Here is an 18,694-nt window from a genome sequence, read left to right as displayed (position 1 = left end):
CCGGGCCGCGGGGTAGCGTCGCGGCGCTGCCACCGAACGGGAGTCTCTCGTGGCTGAACCGACCCCTCGCACCCCCGCCGACGAGCTCGACAGCCTCCGTCGGACCCTCCGGGACTTCTGCGACCGCGAGCTTCGACCGCAGGCGCGCGACCGCGACCGCGGCGAGGTGTACCCGACGGAGCTGATCCCGCAGCTGGCCGAGCTCGGCATCCTCGGTGCGGGCCTGCCCGAACGGCTCGGCGGTGCCGGCCTGGCCTACGACGGCTACCGGGTCGTGGTCGAGGAGGTCGGCGCGGCGGACAGCTCGATCCGGTCGCTGGTGTCGGTCAACGTCGGGCTGGTCGGCAAGTCGATCGTCGCCTGGGGCACCGACGAGCAGCAGGAGCGCTGGGTGCCGGGGCTGTGCCGCGGCGAGCTCGGCGCCTTCGGGCTGACCGAGCCGGCCGCCGGGTCGAACCCCCAGCAGATGGTGACCCGAGCGGTGCAGGACGCCGACGGCTGGACCATCGACGGGTCGAAGATCTTCATCACCAACGGCTCCGAGGGCGCGGTGACGATGGTCTTCGCGCGTGCCATCGTCGACGGCGACGACCGTGGGGTCACCTGCTTCCTCGTCCCGCAGGACAGCGACGGCTACACCGCTCGCAAGATCCACGGCAAGCTCGGGCTGCGCGCCGGCGACACCGCCGAGATCGCGCTCGCGGGCGTCCGTGTCGAGCGCGACGCCGTGCTCGGCGAGGTCGGCGGCGGGATGAAGGTCGCCCTGTCGGCGCTCGACAACGGCCGCTTCTCGCTGTCCTCCGGCGCCGTCGGGCTCGCCCGCGAGGCGCTCGAGGTGTCGCTCCGGTACGCCGCCGAACGCGAGCAGTGGGGCGGGGCCATCGCCAGCAAGCAGCTGGTCCAGGAGCTGCTGGCCGCGATACACGTCGACGTCCAGGCCGCGACCGGCGTGCTCGATCTCGCCGAGGCCAAGCTGCACGCGGGGGAGCGGGCCACGCTCGAGATCTCGACCGCCAAGCTCTTCACCACCGAGGCATCGGTGCGCTGCGCCGACCGTGCCGTCCAGGTCCACGGCGGCTACGGCTACGTCGACGAGTACCCGGTCCAGCGGCTGCTGCGCGACGCCCGCGTCACGACCCTCTACGAGGGCACCAGCCAGGTCCAGCACCTGATCATCGGTCGCATCCTCACCGGCATCAGCGCCTTCTGACCCGCGCGGCCCGGATGCTCCCGCGCCCGCGTCCGGGCGACATCGTCGGTCGCATCCTCACCGGCATCAGTGTCTTCTGGCCCGGTCAGCGTGGGCGGGTCGCGATGCCGGTCGCCACGGCGAGGAAGGTGGCGGCCAGGTTCATCACCGTGATGTCGGCGACGTCGGCCGTGGGGTCGACCTCGACCAGGTCGACCGTCCGCACCGCCGGGTGCGCGGCGCAGCGGTGCGCGCCGGCGGTCAGCTGTCGCGGGGTCAGCCCGCCGGGCCGTGCCCCCGGGCAGCCGGGCGCGAAGGCGCGGTCGAGCACGTCGATGTCGAGGTCGACGTGCACCGCGTCGGTGCGAGCCGCGAGGTCGTCGAGCGCTTCGGTGACCACCGTCTCGATGCCACGGCGTTCGACCTCGTCGACGGTGATCACGCGGATACCGACCTCGTCGCAGAGCCGGCGGTAGGCGCGGGAGTTCGCGTGCCCGTGGATGCCGATCTGCACCACCTGGTCGCCGGGCAGGCCGTGGTCGAGGAGCCAGCGGATCGGGGCGCCGTTGGACGGCACGTCACCTCGGGCTCGGGGTGCATCGGACCCGGCGCCTCGTGCTCGGGGCGCACCGGAGTCGTAGTCGCGGACGTCGTGGTGCGCGTCGAAGGTCACCACGCCGGTCCGCTCGATCGGTGCCGCCCGGTGGGCCGCGACGATCGGCGCCGTCACCACGTTGTCGCCGCCGAGGAACACGGCGACCGGACCCGGGTCGAGGTCGGCGACCGCTCGCTCGATCGCCCGCAGCGCGTCGACGGGCGCGAGCGTTGCCAGGTCGAGGTCGCCGAGGTCGCGGACGCGCAGCCCTTCGAGGTCGAGGTCGCGCTCGCCGTCGTAGGTCGAGAACCGCCGCAGCACCTCGCGGAGCGCCGCCGGGGTCCGCCACGCCTCGCTGGGGCTGATAGACGCCGTCGACGTCGGCAGCCCGAGCACCAGCAGCTGCGGGTCGTCGTCGCCACGATCGAGCCAGTCGGCGGCGCGCGGCCAGCGGGGGTCAGGAGCGGGGGCGGGCGGCATGTCGGCGACCTTAGGGACGGGACCAGGCAGCCGCGAGTGACCTCGGAGGCGACGGTCGTGAAGCAACTCGGGGGTGTTACCCCCCCACGTCGCTTCACGACCTTCGGGGAGCGCGCTCGGCGGGCACCGCACCGCGGTGGCCGAACGCCACGAGGCGTGCTCGGCTGGGGCCATGACCAACGATCCGGCTCCCACCGCCCCGTCCGCCGCTTCGCCGCCCGCCGCCGGGGCCGTCGAGCTCGGGACCACGCCGCCGACCGCGGACGAGGTCGTGGCGGTCGCACGTCACGGGGCATCCGTGTCGCTCACCGGCGAGGCGCGTGAGGCGCTCGCCGTCGGGCGTCGGCACGTCGAGGCGCTCGCCGGCCGCGCCACGCCGGTCTACGGCGTGTCGACCGGGTTCGGCGCGCTCGCGGACCGCCACATCCCGACGGACCTGCGCACCAAGCTCCAGCGCTCGCTGATCCGTTCGCACGCCGCTGGTTCGGGGCCGTCGGTCGAACGCGAGGTCGTCCGGGCGATGATGCTGCTCCGCCTGCGGACCCTGACGACGGGGCGGACCGGCGTCCGCCCCGTGGTCGCCGAGACGTTCGCGGCACTCCTCAACGCGGGTCCCACCCCCGTCGTCCACGAGCACGGCAGCCTCGGTTGCTCCGGCGACCTCGCGCCGCTCGCTTCGGTGGCGCTGGTCCTGATGGGCGAGGGCGAGGTCGACGACGCGGCAGGCGTGCGTCGCCCCGCCGCCGAGGCGCTCACCGAGGCCGGGATCGAGCCGGTCACCCTCGCGGAGAAGGAAGGTCTGGCGCTGATCAACGGCACCGACGGGATGCTCGGGATGCTGCTGCTCGCGCTGGCCGACCTCGACCGGTCGCTGCAGGTCGCGGACATCGCCGCGGCGATGAGCATCGAGTCGCAGCTCGGCAGCGACCGCGTCCTCGCCGACGAACTCCAGCGACTTCGACCGCACCCCGGGCAGGCGGCGTCCGCGGCGAACCTCCGGGCGCTGCTCGCCGACTCGCCCATCGTGGCCAGCCACCAGGGGCCGGACTGCTCGCTCGTGCAGGACGCCTACTCGTTGCGTTGCGCGCCCCAGGTCGCTGGCGCCGTCCGCGACACCGTCGACCACGCCCGCCTCGTCGCCGACCGTGAGCTGGCCAGCACCATCGACAACCCCGTGGTGACCGAGGACGGCGAGGTGTCCTCGAACGGCAACTTCCACGGCGCGCCGGTCGGGTACGTGTGCGACTTCCTCGCCGTCGCGGTCGCGGACCTCGCATCGATCGCCGAGCGTCGCATCGACCGGGCACTCGACGCGACGCGTTCCCGCGGGCTGCCGCACTTCCTCGCGGACGACCCCGGCGTCGACTCCGGGCTCATGATCGCGCAGTACACCGCCGCCGGCATCGTGTCGGAGCTCAAACGTCTCGCGACGCCGGCGTCGGTCGACTCGATCCCCTCGTCGGGGATGCAGGAGGACCACGTCTCCATGGGATGGTCGGCGGCACGGGAGCTGCGCCGCGCCGTCGACGGACTCACCGAGGTACTGGCCATCGAGGTGATGACCGCCGCCCGCGCTCTCGATCTGCGTGCCCCGCTGACGCCCTCGCCCGCGACGGCTGCGGTCCTCGAGGTGCTGCGCGAGCACGTCCCCGGCCCGGGGCCCGACCGTCACCTCGCGCCCGAGATCGCCGCCACCGTCGAGCTCGTCCGCAGCGGCGCCCTTGTGGCCGCGGCTGGTTCCGTCACCGGCCCGCTGCGCTGACCGACCACCGAGACCCGAGGAGACCGTCGTGACCGACCCGGCACCCGCGACGACCGCGACCGAACCGGCGCCACCACGCCGCGCCGCGCGAGGGACGACGCTGACGGCGCGGGGCTGGCCGCAGGAGGCGGCCCTCCGGATGCTGCACAACAACCTCGATCCCGAGGTGGCCGAGCACCCCGAACAGCTGGTGGTCTACGGGGGGACGGGCAAGGCGGCGCGCGACACCCGGTCGCTGCTCGCGATCGAGCGCTGCCTGACCGACCTGCGCGGGGACCAGACGTTGCTGGTCCAGTCCGGTCGGCCCGTCGGGGTGTTCACCACCCACGAGTGGGCGCCGCGTGTGCTGATCGCCAACTCGAACCTCGTGGGTGACTGGGCGACGTGGGACGAGTTCCGTCGCCTCGAGCACCTGGGCCTGACGATGTACGGGCAGATGACCGCCGGGTCGTGGATCTACATCGGTACGCAGGGGATCCTGCAGGGCACCTTCGAGACCTTCGCCGCGGTGGCTGACGCGCGCTTCGGGGGGACGCTCGCCGGAACCATCACACTCACCGCCGGGCTCGGTGGCATGGGGGGTGCGCAGCCGCTGGCGGTGACGATGAACGGCGGGGTCGCGATCTGTGTCGAGGTGGACCCCTCCCGCATCCAGCGCCGCATCGAGCACCGCTACCTCGACGTCGCCGCGGACGACCTCGACCACGCCATCGCGCTGGCGCAGGAGGCACGGGACGCGAAGCGGGCCGTGTCGATCGGCGTGCTCGGCAACGCGGCCACGGTCGTGCCCGAGCTGCTCCGGCGCGGTGTGGCCATCGACATCGTGACCGACCAGACCTCGGCGCACGATCCGCTGGCCTACCTCCCCGTCGACGTCGCGTTCGAGGACTGGCACGCCGAACGCGAACGGGACCCGGCCGGCTTCGTCGAGCGGGCGCGCGCGTCGATGGCCGCGCACGTCGACGCGATGGTCGGCTTCCAACGCGCCGGAGCCGAGGTGTTCGACTACGGCAACTCGTTGCGCAACGAGGCCGCGACCGGGGGGTGCACGTCGATCGTCGCCGATGGCGGCGGGTTCGTCTTCCCCGGGTTCGTGCCGGCCTACATCCGGCCGCTGTTCGCGGAGGGCAAGGGCCCGTTCCGGTGGGCCGCTCTCTCGGGCGACCCGGCCGACATCGCGGCGACCGACGCCGCCGTGCTCGAGCTGTTCCCCGACGACGACAAGCTGCACCGCTGGATCGAGGCTGCGCAGGAGCGGGTGGCGTTCCAGGGGCTGCCGGCCCGCATCTGCTGGCTCGGCTACGGCGAACGTCACCTCGCCGGTGAACGGTTCAACGACCTCGTCGCCTCCGGTGCGGTGCAGGCCCCGCTCGCCCTCGGTCGGGACCACCTCGACTCCGGGTCGGTCGCCTCGCCCTACCGCGAGACCGAGGCGATGGCCGACGGGTCCGACGCCATCGCGGACTGGCCGCTGCTGAACGCGATGCTGAACGTGTCGTCGGGCGCGACGTGGGTGTCGATCCACCACGGCGGCGGTGTCGGCATGGGGCGCTCGATCCACGCGGGGCAGGTGTGCGTCGCCGACGGCACCGACCTCGCGCGGCAGAAGCTGACGCGCGTGCTCACCAACGACCCCGGTACCGGCGTGATCCGTCACGCGGACGCCGGCTACGACCGCGCCGTCGAGGTCGCCGACGAGCGAGGCGTGCGGGTACCGATGAGCGAGGACCCACCGGGGTCCGGAGGCGAGGTCGCGTGACCAGCGTCCTGTTCGACCGGATCGGGGAGCTGACCACGAACGTCTCCGAGTTCGGCGAGGGGCCCACCGGGCTCCGCCGTCACGCCGCGCTGGTCGTGGACGACGGCGCGGTCGCGTGGGTCGGCGACGCGGCGGACGCTCCCGAGGCCGACGACCGGATCGACGTGGACGGACGCGCCGTCCTGCCCGGCTTCGTGGACAGCCACGCGCATCTGATCTTCGCCGGCGACCGCACCGCCGACTTCACGGCGAGGATGACCGGCCAGCCCTACGCGGCCGGCGGCATCCGCACCACGGTCGCGGCGACCCGCGCCGCTTCGGACGGCGAGCTGCGGGCCAACGCGCAGCGGTTGGTCGCCGAGCTGCACGCCGCCGGCGTGACCACCTTCGAGTGCAAGTCGGGTTACGGGCTCAGCGTCACCGACGAGGAGCGGTCGCTGCGGATCGCGGGGGAGCTGACCGATGAGGTGACCTACCTCGGCGCACACGTGGTCCCCACCGAGCACGCCGACGACGTCGACGGGTACGTCGACACGGTCACGGGCGCGATGCTCGACGCGTGCGCTCCGCTGGCGCGGTGGGTCGACGTGTTCGTCGAGGACGGGGCGTTCGACGCCGACCGGGCGCGCACGATCCTGACCGCAGGTGCGGCGCGGGGTCTGGTGCCGCGGGTGCACGCCAACCAGCTCGCCCACGGCCCGGGGGTGCAGCTGGCCGTCGAGGTGGGTGCGGCGTCGGCCGACCACGTGACCTTCCTGTCCGACGCGGACGTCGACGCGCTCGCAGCGTCCGACACGGTGGCGACGTTCCTGCCCGGCGCGGATTTCTCGATCCGAGCGCCCTACCCCGACGCGCGACGGCTGCTCGACGCCGGCGCCACGGTGGCGCTCGCCACCGACTGCAACCCCGGGACCTCGTTCACGACGTCGATCGGCTTCTGCGTGGCGCTCGCGGTGCGCGAGTACGGGATGAGCCCGACCGAGGCGATCGCGGCCGTGACCACCGGGGGAGCGCGGGCCCTGCGGCGCGACGACGTCGGTCACCTCGGTGTCGGGGCGGCGGGCGACCTCGTGGTGCTCGACGCGCCGAGCGCGGTCCACCTCGCCTACCGGCCCGGGGTGCCGCTGGTGGTCGGCACGTGGCGGCGCGGCGAGCTGATCGCAGGGCGCAGGTAGGGTCGGCGCATCGACCAGGAGCGCTCCGCTGCCCGGCTTCGACATGCACACCCACACCGACCTCTCTGACGGCACGACGTCGATCGAGGCGAACGTGGCCGACGCCATCGAGCTCGGGCTCGAGGGGCTCGGGGTCACCGACCACGACACGACCACGCCGTTCGAGCGGGCGCTCGCCGCCGCCGACGGGACCGGGCTCGAGGTCGTGCTCGGCACCGAGTTCTCCGCCGAGCTCGCCGGGCTGTCGGTGCACGTCCTCGGGTACGGGATCGACCCGCACGACGACACGCTGCGCGAGGAGCTGATCCGCCTCCGCGAGGAGCGCACCATCCGCGCCCGCGCCATCGTCGGCCGGTTCAACGACCTCGACGTCCCCATCACCTTCGGGCGGGTCCTCGAGCTCGCCGGCGACGCCCCCATCGGTCGGCCCCACATCGCCCAGGCCGTCGTCGAGACCGGCGCGGCGGCCGATACCCGCGAGGTGTTCGACACCTGGTTGGCCGACGGCGGCCCCGCCTACGTCGCCAAGCACGCGGTCGACCCGACGCACGCCGTCGAGCTGCTCCGTGGCGCTGGGGGTGTGGCGGTGCTCGCCCACCCCGGGCTCTTCGGCGCGCGCGACGGGCTCACCGGCGTCCCCGACGGAGCCATCGAGGAGATGGTCGCCGCGGGGCTCGCCGGGATCGAGGCCGATCACCCGGACCACACCGGCGAGCACCAGGACCACTACCGGGACCTCGCCCGGGCGCACGACCTCGTCGTCACCTCGGGCAGCGACTACCACGGCCAGGCCAAGGACAACCGGCTCGGCAGCGCCACCACCTTCCGCGCCGAGGTGGAACGCCTGCTCGCCCGGCGCCCCTCCCGCAGCTGACCCTGGCCGTTCGACGGTGGTCGAACGGCCAGTCGTGCGGGAGGAACGGCCGTGGTCCTACGACCGGGGTGGCCTGCGAGACTCCAGGCCGGCGTCCTCGTCCGAACGGTTCGGATAGCTCGCCTCAGGAGGCATCCCATGGAGGTCCAGAAGGCTCAGAAGATCGTCCCCGTCCCGACCCTGCACTTCAGCGAGGGCGCGCTCGCCGGCCGCGTGGTCCGGCTCGACCGCGACGTCGCCACGCTCGGTCGGCGCGAGGACAACGCCTACGTGCTGCCCGACCCGCGCGTCTCGCGGGTCCACGCCGAGATCCGTAAGGAGGCCGCGGCGGTCATCGTGACCGACCTCGGTTCGTCGGCCGGCACCAAGGTCAACGGCGACGAGATCGCCGGCCCGGCCGTGATCCGTCACGGCGACAAGGTCAGCTTCGGTCCGGTCACGGCCACCTTCGAGGACCCGGCTGCCGCCGCGCAGGCCGAGGACGCCACGATGGTGTTCGAGGTGCCGAAGGTCGAGACCGGCCCCCACCTGTCCCCGCGTCAGCAGCAGGTCCTCGAGCTGATGGCCGAGGGCATGACCAACGCCGAGATCGGCGAACAGCTCGGCGTGACCGAGCGCACGGTCAAGGCCTACGCCCAGGAGCTCTACGACAAGCTCGGCGTCCGCAACCGCGCCGGCGCCGTCGCGGAAGCCGCCAAGCTCGGTCTGCTGTAGCGGTACCGCTCGCCCTGTTGCCCGACGACGACATGCCCCGGGACCGGACTCCGGGGGGACGTTGCTGCTCGGCCCCTCGGGGGCCTGCGCTGCGCTTGAGCCCCCCGGAGCTCCGGCACCCGGCACCCGGCGCCCGTCGTCTCCGTCGTTCCGCTCGATGGACCCCTCATGGATCTCTGATGTCGCTCGACCTCGGCCTCGCCGTCCAGACGTTCGTGACCCTGTTGGTGATCATGAGTCCGCTGGGGAACGTGCCTGTCTTCTTGGCGTTGACCGAGGGGGATGAGCTCCGGGAGCGGCGGCGGGTGGCGACGCACGCGTTGCTCGCGGCGTCGGGGTTGATCTACCTGTTCGCGTTCTTCGGGACCCGGATCCTGGCGGCGTTGTCCATCGGCTTGCCGGCGCTGCAGGCGTCGGGTGGGGTGGTGCTGTTCCTCGTGGCGCTGCAGATGTTGCGCGGGGACGCGCTCGTACCGGCGCGGGCCGAGGGGGTCAGCGTCGCGATCGTGCCGCTCGGGGTGCCGATCCTGGCGGGGCCGGGGGCCATCAGCGCGGTGATGGTGTTCATGACCAGCGGGGACGGGGGTGAGCTGCAGCTCGCCACGCAGGTATCGGTCGCGTTGGCGATCGCGGCCACCCTCGCCGTGCTCTGGCTCGTGCTCCGCTACGCGAGCGTGCTCGAGCGGGTGCTGCGTCCGAACGGCATCCACCTGATCACCCGGGTGATGGGGATGCTGCTCGTGGCCATCTCGATCGAGCTGGTCGCGACCGCGATCCAGGCCTACGCCGACGGGTCGTCCGCGCTCCCGTGATCCGCCGGGTCGAACCGCACCCCGGCAACGACCACGACGTCCAGGTCCCGTTGAAGGTCCTCAACCGCCACGGCCTCGTCGCTGGCGCCACCGGGACGGGCGATGTGGCTGCTCGCCGAGATCTACGAGACCTCACCGGAGGTCGGGGACCAGGACCGGCCCGAGCTGGTCTTCTTCTTCGTCGAGGCGCACCTGCTGTTCGACGGCGCCTCGAAGTCGCTCCGCGACGCGGTCGAGCTCACGGTCCGGATGATCCGGTCGAAGGGCGTCGGCGTCTACTTCGTCACCCAGCACCCGACCGCCGACCCCGCGACCGTCCAGGGCATCATCGACGCCAGTCCGCTCCTCGCTCGGTACAGCGAGGTGGTGGATCGTGAGTCGGCGGCCGAGATCCTGGCCAAGAAGGCTGAAGCTCGCGCGGCAGCTGCCGCCGAGCACGAGCGGGCTGCCGAGGAGGCGAAGGCTCTCGCGGCTCGTGAGAAGGAGCCGGAGAAGCAGCAGGCCGCCTCACGTCGACCTGCTGCGCGGCGTTCCTCCGGACGTGATTCCGCGACCGACCGGCTCATCAAGAACGCCGCGTCGAGCATCGGGCGGCGAGGTCGGCAGGTCGCTCATCCGCGGGGTCCTCGGCGACCTCGTCCGCTGAGCCGGGGCCGACGCGACCCAGGCCGGGGGAGGTTCGCCCCGTTCCGCGGCATCCACGTCCAGGTGGACCCGACGACCTCGGTAGGCTCGGCGGTCGTCGAAGAACCTCGGGGGACCGTTGACCGCCACCGTCGTGGCCTTCGCCAACCAGAAGGGTGGCGTCGGCAAGACCACGACCACGCTCTCCGTCGCCGCGGGCATGGCAGAGCTCGGTCGCGCCGTGCTCGTGGTCGACCTCGACCCACAGGCGTGCCTGACCTTCTCGCTCGGCTACGATCCCGACCAGATCGAACCGTCGCTCAACGACACCGTCGTCGGTCGCGCCACGCTCGCCGAGACCATCGTGCAGCACGGCGAGGTGGACGTCGCACCCGCCAACATCGACCTGGCTGGTGCCGAGGTGACGCTGCTGTCGCGCACGGGCCGCGAGTACCTGCTCCGCGGCGAGCTCGCCGACCTCCTCGACTCCTACGACGCGGTGCTGATCGACTGTGCGCCGTCGCTCGGGGTGCTGACCATCAACGGGCTCACCGCCGCGGACCAGGTCGTCATCCCGGTGCAGTGCGAGACGCTCGCCCACCGCGGGGTGTCGCAGCTGCTCGAGACGATCAACGACGTCCGTCGCCTGACGAACCGGAACCTGCAGGTGCGAGGCCTGGTCGCCACGATGTTCGACCCGCGTACCAAGCACAGCCGCGAGGTCCTGCGCGACCTGATCGCCCGCTACGAGCTCCCCCTCCTCGGCGCACCGGTCCGCAAGTCGGTCCGCTTCTCCGAGGCGCCGACCACCGGGATCTCCCTGCTCGGCGGGGGGACGGACGTCCCCGGTGCCGCCGCGTACCGCATCATCGCTCACGAGTTGCTCGGGCTCGAGGCCGACCCGGACCTGTTCGAGGAGGCCGGGTGGGACGACGAGCGGCGGGCGGATGTGCTCGGCCTCGAGGTCCCGGAGGGCGCGGGTGGCTGACCGGGACGCACCTGACGGCCTCGACACCTCGCCGCGGCTCGACCGGGTCAGGACCCCCGACCCGAAGGCGCCGCGACCGCGGGACACGGTCGGTAAGGAGGCCCTCTACTCCACCGCACCGTCCGCCGCGCCGTCGTCACCGGTGCTGGTGCGGTGCCGCAAGTGCGACATCGAGACCGGGGTCTCGGTGGGCGGGTTCGCTCGGTTGCTGAAGCTCCCCGTGCTGTGGAACCCCGTCAGCCGCCGGCTCTGGACCCGGTGCCCGGCCTGTGATCGCCGCACCTGGCTGTACGTGCGACAGGGACAAGCGCTGCGAGCGCTGCTCGCGGGGCGTGCCACGCGCTCCTGAGCGGCGCGGTGGCCAGGGTCAGGCCGGCCCGGCCGCCTCGAGCTCCGGGGGCAGCTCGCCGTCGACGGCCTTCCAGACCATCGCGGCGCCACGGCGGGCGAACAGCCGGGCGATGCCGATCAGGACGCCGGTCGCGACCGTCCAGGCGATCGCCTCACCCCACGAGGTCTGCGGGTCGGCGGGGTTGGCCGGCGGCTCGTGGCCGGTCCGGTGTTCCCACAACGACACGGCCGCGTTCCGAGCAGCCACCGCCGCTCCGATCGAGCTGAGCGAGACGAGGGACTTCCAGACGGCGGACCGCACGGTGACTCCGGTGATCGGGGCCGCCATCATCGCAGCGCGGTCCGGCCGTGCGGGAGGTCGACACCGTCCGCTCGGTCGCCGACGACGGCCGAACGCCCCGGCCGGGGCCGGGGCGTTCGGGTCGTGCGGAGCGATCAGGGGAGGTGTTCGACCTTCACCCGTCGCGAGAGCTGCGGGTCGCCGTCGCCACGCGCTGGCTCGCCGCGCTCGGCGACCGAGACCGTCGGGTCGACGTCGCGGCGGTCGTTGCCGCGGCCGCCTCGGTCCTGCTGGCCGCCTCGGCCGCCACCACGGTTGCGGTCGTTCTGCCCGCCCCGGTTGCGGTTGCGGTCCGGCTGGTCACGTCCACCGCCGCCACCGCCGCGACCACCGCGCGAGCGGCCGCCGTCGGAGCGACCACCGTCGTCGCTGGAGCTGCGCTCACCCCGGTCCCGGGTCGACCGGTCTCCGGAGCGGGCCTGGTCCCGTGAACGGTCACGGTCACGCGACCGGTCGCGACCCGCCGAGGGTGCGTCGTCGCGCGCGCCGCGGTCGTCCCGCGAGCCGTCCGAGTCGGAGCTCCCGGCACCGCGGGCACGCGCCCGCGTCCTGGTCGAGCCGCCGTCCTCGGTCGATGCCTCGTCACGTGGCTTCGGGTCCGACCCGGTGCTGTTGCCGTCGCTACGAGCGCGGGTCCGGGTCCGGGTGCGTGTGCGCGTCCGGTCACCGCCATCGGTGCTGGTCGCGTCGTCCGAGCGGGACCGGTCGCCGTCCTTCGCGGTGCCCGTAGGTGCCTCGGAGCGGGCCCGGTCGCGACGCGATCGGTCGGCGTCACGGTCGTTGCCGGTGCCCTCGCTGGCGCGCGTCGACTTCGGCCGACCGTCGGAGCTGCCGCGGCGGCGACCTTCGCCGCTCGACCTGCCCTCGGAGCCCTCGCCGCGGGGACGATCACCGCGCGATGATGGCTGCTGGTCGGTGTCCGACGCCTTCGCGGTGTCCGTTGCCTTCGCGGTGGTGCCTGCGTCGGAGCGGGAACCGCCACCGTTGCGCGAGCCACCCTCGGAGCGGGAGCTACCGCCGGAGCGCGAGCCACCGTCACGACCACCGCCGGAGCGGGAGCCGCCATCGCGGTCGCGGCCACCGCCGCGTCCGCCCTTGCCGCCACGGCCGCCCTTGCCGCCGCGATCGTCGCCGTCGGACGGGGCGCGACGGTCGCTGCGCGTGCCGGCCTTGGCGGCCGCGACGTGCGCGTCCCACGGGCGCTCGGCTGGCAGATCGAAGTGCTCGGTCAGCTCCTGCGAGGTCGAGAAGATGGCCTCGATGGGGTTGTCGACCTGGCCGAGCTTCTTGCGCACGACGTTCAACCGGTCGATCTCGTTGAACTCGGCGAAGGTGACCGCCACCCCCTTCTCCCCGGCACGGGCGGTGCGGCCGATGCGGTGCAGGTACATCTTCTCGTCGTCGGGGCAGTCGTAGTTGATGACGTGGGTCACGTTCTCGACGTCGAGCCCGCGGGCGGCGACCTCGGTGGCGACCAGCACGGTGGCCGACCCGTCACGGAACTTGTCGAGGTTCTTCTCGCGCGTGGCCTGGCGCAGGTCGCCGTGGATGGCGATCGCCGGGGTGGCGAGGTCCTCGAGCTCGCGGACGAGGCGGTCCGCCATGTGCTTGGTGCGGACGAAGACGTAGACGCCGCCACGGTCCGGGGACTGGAGGATGCGCGCGAGGACGCGCGGCTTGTCCATCCGGTGGACCTGGAAGAAGTGCTGGGTGACGTTCGGTGCGGTCTGCACGACCTCGTGGTCGGCACGCATGAAGGTCGGGTGGTCGAGGTAACGGCGCGCGAGCTTGACGACCTCGGAAGGCATGGTGGCCGAGAAGAGCATCCCGTGACGGTCGTCGGCGCACGCCTCGATGAGCCGCTCGACGTCGGGCAGGAAGCCCATGTCGAGCATCTCGTCGGCCTCGTCGAGCACCAGCTCGGTGACGCCGTCGAGCCGGAGGTTGCGCTTGTTGAGGTGGTCGAGCAGGCGCCCGGGGGTGCCGACGACGATCTCGTGGCCGTCACGGAACGCGGCTTCCTGCTCCTCGTACCCGACCCCGCCGTAGACGGCGATGGTGCGCAGGCCGAGGGCCTGGCCGATGGACATCTCCTCAGCGACCTGGATGCAGAGCTCGCGGGTCGGCACGATGACCAGCGCCTGGGCGCCGCCGCCGGGCTTGACGCGGCCGAGTAGCGCGAGGGCGAAGGCGAGCGTCTTGCCGGTCCCGGTCCGGGCCTGGCCGATGACGTCGTGGCCCTTGGTGGCGACCGGGAGGGTCAGCTCCTGGATCGGGAAGGGCGCCATGATGCCCTTGGCGGCGAGCGCTTCGGCCAGCTTCGGGTCCACGCCACAGTCGACGAAGCTGCGGATCGCACGCTCCGGTGCGGGCGCCTCGCCGTCGGTGGTGGTCGCGTCGGTGGACGTGCTGGAGGTCCCCTCGTCGGTCACATCGGACGCGACGGGGGAGGTGGTGTTCTCAGGCATGTGTCTCGTTCTCGGTGGGCGAGCCCACGCGCCGGGGGGCGCTCCCGGACCGGTCGGTCCTTGGTGGGCACGGCTCGCAGGGAGCACGGCCCGGCGGGGCGCTTCGACCCCGATCGGCGGGGTGGATGGCGTCGTCGTGACTCGCGTGTGGGTGGGCAGCGAGGACGGTCCCATCCCGGCCGCGGCGCGGCGGGGAGGTCCTCGCGAGGTGGCCGGCGTTCCGTTCGCTGCCGACCCGTCGTGACGCGCCGAGCGGGATCCTCCCGCGCGGAGCGCGCTGGTCAGGGTAGCTGACGATGGTCCGCGTACCAGGGTCCCGCGCCGGGGTCGCCGGTAGCGTCGCGCCCGCTCGCGGTGCGAGCGGGGTCACGAGGGAGGGACCTGAGGGTGGCGGACGGACCGGTCGAGCAGGCTGCTGCTCTCGTCGACCGCTACCTCGATCTGCTGCGCGAGCACGAACCGGTGACCTGGACCCGGCTCGGTGGCCACGGCCGGGACGACGCCCTGCCCGAGGTCGGGGCCGATGCTGACGCGGCACGGAGCCGTGATCTGGCGAGATTCGACCGGCAGGTGCGGAGCGCCCGCGACGCCATCGCCACGGACGCCGTCGGTGACCACCGCGAGGCGCGTGACGACCTGACGTTGCTGGCCGACGAGCTCGAGTACCGCCGGTTCCTGATCGACCGACGGCCGCGCTACCGCACCGATCCGCTGGCTGCGATCGAGGCCATCTCCACCGGTGTGCACGAGCTCCTGCGCCGCTGGGATCTCCCGGTCGACGAGCAGGTCCGCCGGGTGCACGCTGCCACGGACCGGGTGCGTGCGGTACCCGCCTTCCTCGAGCAGGCCGGTGCACGGCTCGAGAGCGCGCCGGAACCCCACCTCGAGGTCGCACTCGCGCGCATCCCCGGGCTCCGGGAGCTCCTCCGCGACACGCTGCCTGCCCGCGCCGCCGGGCTCGGCGTCGACCCGACGCCAGCCCGCGACGCCGGAGCGGCCGCGGCCGAGGCGCTCGACGCTGCCGGTGCGCTGCTCGACGAGCTCCGGGGCGAGGTCGCCAGCCCGTGGCGGCTCGGCCCGGAGGACCACGAGGTGACCCTGCGCGCGGCGCTCGGCACCTCGATGTCGGCCGGCGAGATCGCCGATCGGGCGTCGAGTTGGCTGGTGACGGTCCGGCAGGAGCTGGCCGAGCTCGCGGCGTCGTCCTGGCCTCGGCGCTTCCCGGGTGAACCCGTGCCGGACACGGAGGACGAGCGGATCCGGCGGGTGCTCGGCCACGTCGCCCGGACCGCGCTGCCGCGCGATCAGCTCGTCCCCGAGGCGCGCCGCGCGGTGGCCGAGGCGCGCGCGTTCGCGCTCGACCTCGGGCTGTGCGACGTGCCGCCCGCGGAGCGCTTGACGGTCACCGAGGTGCCGCCCTACCTCGCCGGCGTCGCGGTGGCGTTCATCACCCAAGCGCCACCGTTGGATCCGTCGGGTGGCTGCGTCTACTACCTCTCGCCGGTGCCGGCGTCGTGGGACGAGGACCGCGCCGCGAGCTTCCTGCGCGAGTACACGCCGGCGCAGCTCCGCTCCCTGGCGCTGCACGAGGGCTACCCCGGGCACTTCGTCCAGCTCGAGCACGCGTCACGACACCCGCGTCTGGCGCGGCGGTTGCTGACCCGCCCGGCCTTCGCCGAGGGCTGGGCGGTGCACGTCGAACGCGAAGCGGTGGCCGCCGGTTTCGGCGCGGGGCGGACCTCGACGGTCGATGCCGACGACTACCGCCTGACCCAACGCAAGCTCGAGCTGCGGATCGCCACCAACGCCATGCTCGATGTGGGGCTCCACACCGGTGACCTCGACGACGACGCGGCCACCGGGTTGCTGACCAGCATGGCCTTCCAGGAGCAGGCCGAGGCCACCAGCAAGCTGACCCGCGCCAAGGTCACGTCGGGGCAGCTGTGCAGCTACTTCGTCGGTGGCGCCGAGGTGGGGGATCTCCAGGATGCCACCCGGGCGGCCGAGGGCGCGGGCTACGACGCTCGCCGGTTCCACCAGCGGGTGCTGTCCCACGGCACCCCCACGATCGACGTGCTCCGCCGCGCCCTGGCCGACGACACCGGTGAGCGCCGCCCCTTCGGACCCGCCTGACCGCGACGCACCGCGAGAGCGGGCGTGTGACGATCACTGGGCGTCTGACGGTGCGCATGCGTCACGTCAGCTACCCGCTGCACGTCAGCCACCCGTTGCCCTTCAGAACTCGTTCACGAGCCCGCCCGTCGGTGGACGCCCCCCGCGCCGTCCTCGTCACACGCAGGTGTCACCGGAGGGCTCCCTGGACACCTCCGGGCGCGGCTGGTCCGCGGCGGCGGTGCCGCCGGCGTTCGCGGCGGCCCTCGTCGGCGACGAGGCGGCAGCGGCCTTGGAGGCGGGACAGGCGATCTGGCTCGGCGACGGTCGGCCGGAAGAGCTGCAGGTGCGACCGGTCGACTGGGTCGACGACGAACTGGTCGTGGGCGACACGCGAACGCTCGAGATCGTCACCCGTCGCTTCTCGGATCCCGCGATCGCGGCAGATGGCGCCTACCAGCTACCTCGGCTGCTCATCCCGGAGGCCACCGTCGCGGTGGATGGCGCGAACGCCGAGCCGAGGCCGGACCAGTGGGAAGGCGCGTGGTTCGTGGTGCTCGGGAACGAGCCCGTGAACGCGACCTCGTTGGCCGCAGCGGGTGCGATCGCCGAGGAACGGTCCGACGGGCAGGTCACGGTCCGCGTCGAACGGGGCTACGAGAGCGGGTACGGCATCGCGTCCTGGGCTGTGACCATCGTCGGCGCGGTGGCTGGACTCGCCCTCGTCGCGGTCGCGATCGCGCTCGCCGCTGCGGAGGCGCGGCCGGATCTGGTGACCTTGCGGTCGGTCGGCGCGGGACGTCGCACCCGCCGGTCGCTGGCCGCCGGGCGAGCGCTGCTGCTGGCGGGTATCGGTGGCGTGCTCGCCGTGCCGGTCGGGCTCGTGCCGGCGTGGGCGGTCCTGTCCTCGCTCGATCTGTCCGTGCCGCTCCAGGTCCCGTGGACGACGATCGCGGTCGTTGCGGCCGGTGTCCCGCTCCTGGCCACGGCCGGTGCGACCCTCCTCGGGGCGCGCGACCGCTTGGCCCGCACCGCCTGACCATCGCGCGGACCGTGAACTGCCCACGTCCGTCGTCGTCCGTCGTCGTCCGTCCACAACCTTCGGGTACCCGCGGCCCCCGTGTCACACCCCTCGTGCATGCTCCGTCCATGAGCCGCCACCCCGATCCCATGCCCGACCGCCCGCCCGCGCCCGCGGTGCCGGGCGGGCCGGCGTTGTCAGCGGATGCCGAGCTGGCGGGGTTGGTGGCGGCGCTGCACGAGGCGGATCGGGCGATGGCTCGGGCGGTCGCGCTGGCCGGCCGGATCGATGGTCGTCGCGCCGCCGCCGAGGAGGGGATGACGGTCGACGGTGCCGTGCAGCTGCACACCGGCGCGGCCCGCTCCGACGTGTCGATGGTCCTGACCGCCGGCGACGTGCTCGCCACGATGCCGGCCACCGCCGGCCTGTTCGACGCCGGGGTGCTGTCCTGGGGACACGTCCGGGCGCTGGTGACCGGGCTACGTCGCCTGGACGCCACGGCCCGCGACGCCCTGGACACCTACCTCGGCGAGCAGGCCGACCACCTGTCGGCGATGGACCCCGAACGGCGGCTGTGGGCGCTGGACGACGCGATCGCACAGTTCTCGCCGCTGCGGGCCGCCGAGGACCGCGCCGACCGGCAGGTCGACACCGAGTTCCTCGCCCTGCAGGGACGCCTCGACGGGTCGGGGACCGGGTACGGCGAGTTCGGCCCGGAATCGTTCACGGCCATCACCGGCGCGCTGGCCGCCGAAGCCGACGCCCCCCGGGCGCGGCCGTGCGCCGGCGACCAACATGGCCCCGACGAACCGGTGCCGTCACGTGCCCAGCAGCTGGCCGCGGCGCTGGTCCGTCTCTGCACCCGCCGGCCCGGTGACGCCTCGGCCGGGGGTTCGACGCCGGTGCGGTTCTCGGTCGTGGTCGACCTCGACCGGATCACCAACGCCGCCGCGGGCCATATCGCCACCGGGGTACGCGGCCGCCCCCCGCGGATCGTGCGCCGAGCGCTGGACCGCCTGGCGTGCGATGCCGCCCTCGACGTCGTGGTGCGTGACGGAGCCGATCTGCTCGCCGCGCAGCGCTACGCCCCCGAGGTGACGGCCGCGACCCGCCGTGCCGTCGCGGCCCGCGACGGGGGCTGCCGGTTCCCCGGTTGCACCGCCCCTCTTCGCTGGTGCGACGTGCACCACGTCCGACCCCAGGCCGCCGGAGGCGACCACGCCGTGTGGAACTTGGTGTCTCTCTGCCGCGCCCACCACACCACCGTCCACCGGCGTGGCTGGACCCAACACCTGGACCGTGACGGGACCTACCGCATCCGCCGCCGTGGTCGGACGTGGACCACCCGGCCCCGCCACGACCAACAGTTGCCCCCGCCCCACACCGACGGGCCCGCGGCCCGCGACGGCCCGGCGACACGCGACGGCCCG

The 18,694-nt window shown here is 73.4% G+C and carries 15 protein-coding genes and 1 pseudogene; 13 read left to right on the top strand and 3 right to left on the bottom strand.

Features of this window, described 5'->3' with window-relative positions:
* The first annotated feature begins 49 nt into the window (after positions 1–49).
* Positions 50–1,210 carry an acyl-CoA dehydrogenase family protein gene (locus WEB03_RS02975; RefSeq protein WP_368069482.1) on the top strand — a complete coding sequence of 387 codons (1,161 nt, stop codon included), beginning with the start codon at positions 50–52 and terminating at the stop codon, positions 1,208–1,210.
* An 85-nt stretch (positions 1,211–1,295) separates the two neighbouring features.
* Here WEB03_RS02975 and WEB03_RS02970 read toward each other — a convergent pair whose 3' ends face one another.
* Positions 1,296–2,264 carry an agmatinase family protein gene (locus WEB03_RS02970; protein WP_368069481.1) on the bottom strand — a complete coding sequence of 323 codons (969 nt, stop codon included), beginning with the start codon at positions 2,262–2,264 and terminating at the stop codon, positions 1,296–1,298.
* A 172-nt stretch (positions 2,265–2,436) separates the two neighbouring features.
* On the opposite strand from WEB03_RS02970, the gene hutH reads away from it, so the two are divergent.
* The 9 genes and pseudogenes from hutH to WEB03_RS02925 all read left to right on the top strand — a co-directional run bounded on the left by hutH (position 2,437) and on the right by WEB03_RS02925 (position 11,321).
* Positions 2,437–4,026, top strand: a complete 1,590-nt coding sequence (gene hutH / locus WEB03_RS02965; protein WP_368069480.1) for a histidine ammonia-lyase — start codon at positions 2,437–2,439, stop codon at positions 4,024–4,026.
* A 28-nt stretch (positions 4,027–4,054) separates the two neighbouring features.
* Entirely contained in the window at positions 4,055–5,785 is a 1,731-nt protein-coding gene (gene hutU, locus WEB03_RS02960; protein WP_368069479.1) for a urocanate hydratase, read from the top strand.
* On the top strand, positions 5,782–6,960 hold the full coding sequence (gene hutI, locus WEB03_RS02955) for an imidazolonepropionase (protein WP_368069478.1): 1,179 nt from the start codon (positions 5,782–5,784) through the stop codon (positions 6,958–6,960). The genes hutU and hutI overlap by 4 nt, the downstream gene beginning before the upstream one ends.
* Before the next feature lie 43 nt (positions 6,961–7,003).
* Positions 7,004–7,834, top strand: coding sequence for a PHP domain-containing protein (locus WEB03_RS02950; protein WP_368069477.1), 831 nt, complete (start codon positions 7,004–7,006; stop codon positions 7,832–7,834).
* 138 nt (positions 7,835–7,972) lie between these two features.
* Positions 7,973–8,548: a LuxR C-terminal-related transcriptional regulator gene (locus tag WEB03_RS02945; protein WP_368069476.1), complete on the top strand. Its 576-nt coding sequence runs from the start codon at positions 7,973–7,975 to the stop codon at positions 8,546–8,548.
* 179 nt (positions 8,549–8,727) lie between these two features.
* Positions 8,728–9,360: a MarC family protein gene (locus WEB03_RS02940; protein ID WP_368069475.1), complete on the top strand. Its 633-nt coding sequence runs from the start codon at positions 8,728–8,730 to the stop codon at positions 9,358–9,360.
* Between the two features lie 102 nt (positions 9,361–9,462).
* Positions 9,463–9,894: pseudogene (locus WEB03_RS02935) on the top strand (helicase HerA-like domain-containing protein); the annotation flags it as partial.
* Between the two features lie 229 nt (positions 9,895–10,123).
* Positions 10,124–10,972 (top strand): ParA family protein, encoded by an 849-nt coding sequence (locus tag WEB03_RS02930; protein ID WP_368069474.1) that lies wholly within the window; start codon positions 10,124–10,126, stop codon positions 10,970–10,972.
* The gene (locus WEB03_RS02925; protein WP_368069473.1) at positions 10,965–11,321 is read left to right on the top strand and encodes a hypothetical protein; all 357 of its coding nucleotides are present in this window, start codon (positions 10,965–10,967) and stop codon (positions 11,319–11,321) included. The genes WEB03_RS02930 and WEB03_RS02925 overlap by 8 nt, the downstream gene beginning before the upstream one ends.
* A gap of 18 nt (positions 11,322–11,339) precedes the next feature.
* Here WEB03_RS02925 and WEB03_RS02920 read toward each other — a convergent pair whose 3' ends face one another.
* Together WEB03_RS02920 and WEB03_RS02915 are read right to left on the bottom strand one after the other, a co-directional pair.
* Positions 11,340–11,624: a DUF4235 domain-containing protein gene (locus WEB03_RS02920; protein ID WP_368069472.1), complete on the bottom strand. Its 285-nt coding sequence runs from the start codon at positions 11,622–11,624 to the stop codon at positions 11,340–11,342.
* A gap of 134 nt (positions 11,625–11,758) precedes the next feature.
* On the bottom strand, positions 11,759–14,131 hold the full coding sequence (locus WEB03_RS02915) for a DEAD/DEAH box helicase (RefSeq protein ID WP_368069471.1): 2,373 nt from the start codon (positions 14,129–14,131) through the stop codon (positions 11,759–11,761).
* Between the two features lie 387 nt (positions 14,132–14,518).
* On the opposite strand from WEB03_RS02915, the gene WEB03_RS02910 reads away from it, so the two are divergent.
* The 3 genes from WEB03_RS02910 to WEB03_RS02900 all read left to right on the top strand — a co-directional run.
* Positions 14,519–16,264 carry a DUF885 domain-containing protein gene (locus WEB03_RS02910; protein ID WP_368069470.1) on the top strand — a complete coding sequence of 582 codons (1,746 nt, stop codon included), beginning with the start codon at positions 14,519–14,521 and terminating at the stop codon, positions 16,262–16,264.
* Between the two features lie 220 nt (positions 16,265–16,484).
* Positions 16,485–17,282 (top strand): FtsX-like permease family protein, encoded by a 798-nt coding sequence (locus tag WEB03_RS02905; protein ID WP_368069469.1) that lies wholly within the window; start codon positions 16,485–16,487, stop codon positions 17,280–17,282.
* A 131-nt stretch (positions 17,283–17,413) separates the two neighbouring features.
* The coding region (locus WEB03_RS02900; protein WP_368069468.1) for a hypothetical protein at positions 17,414–18,694 on the top strand (1,281 nt) is incomplete at its 3' end.

This window comes from Nitriliruptor sp., assembly GCF_040882075.1.
GTDB lineage: Bacteria > Actinomycetota > Nitriliruptoria > Nitriliruptorales > Nitriliruptoraceae > Nitriliruptor.
This window is presented reverse-complemented; position numbering and strand designations above follow the sequence as displayed.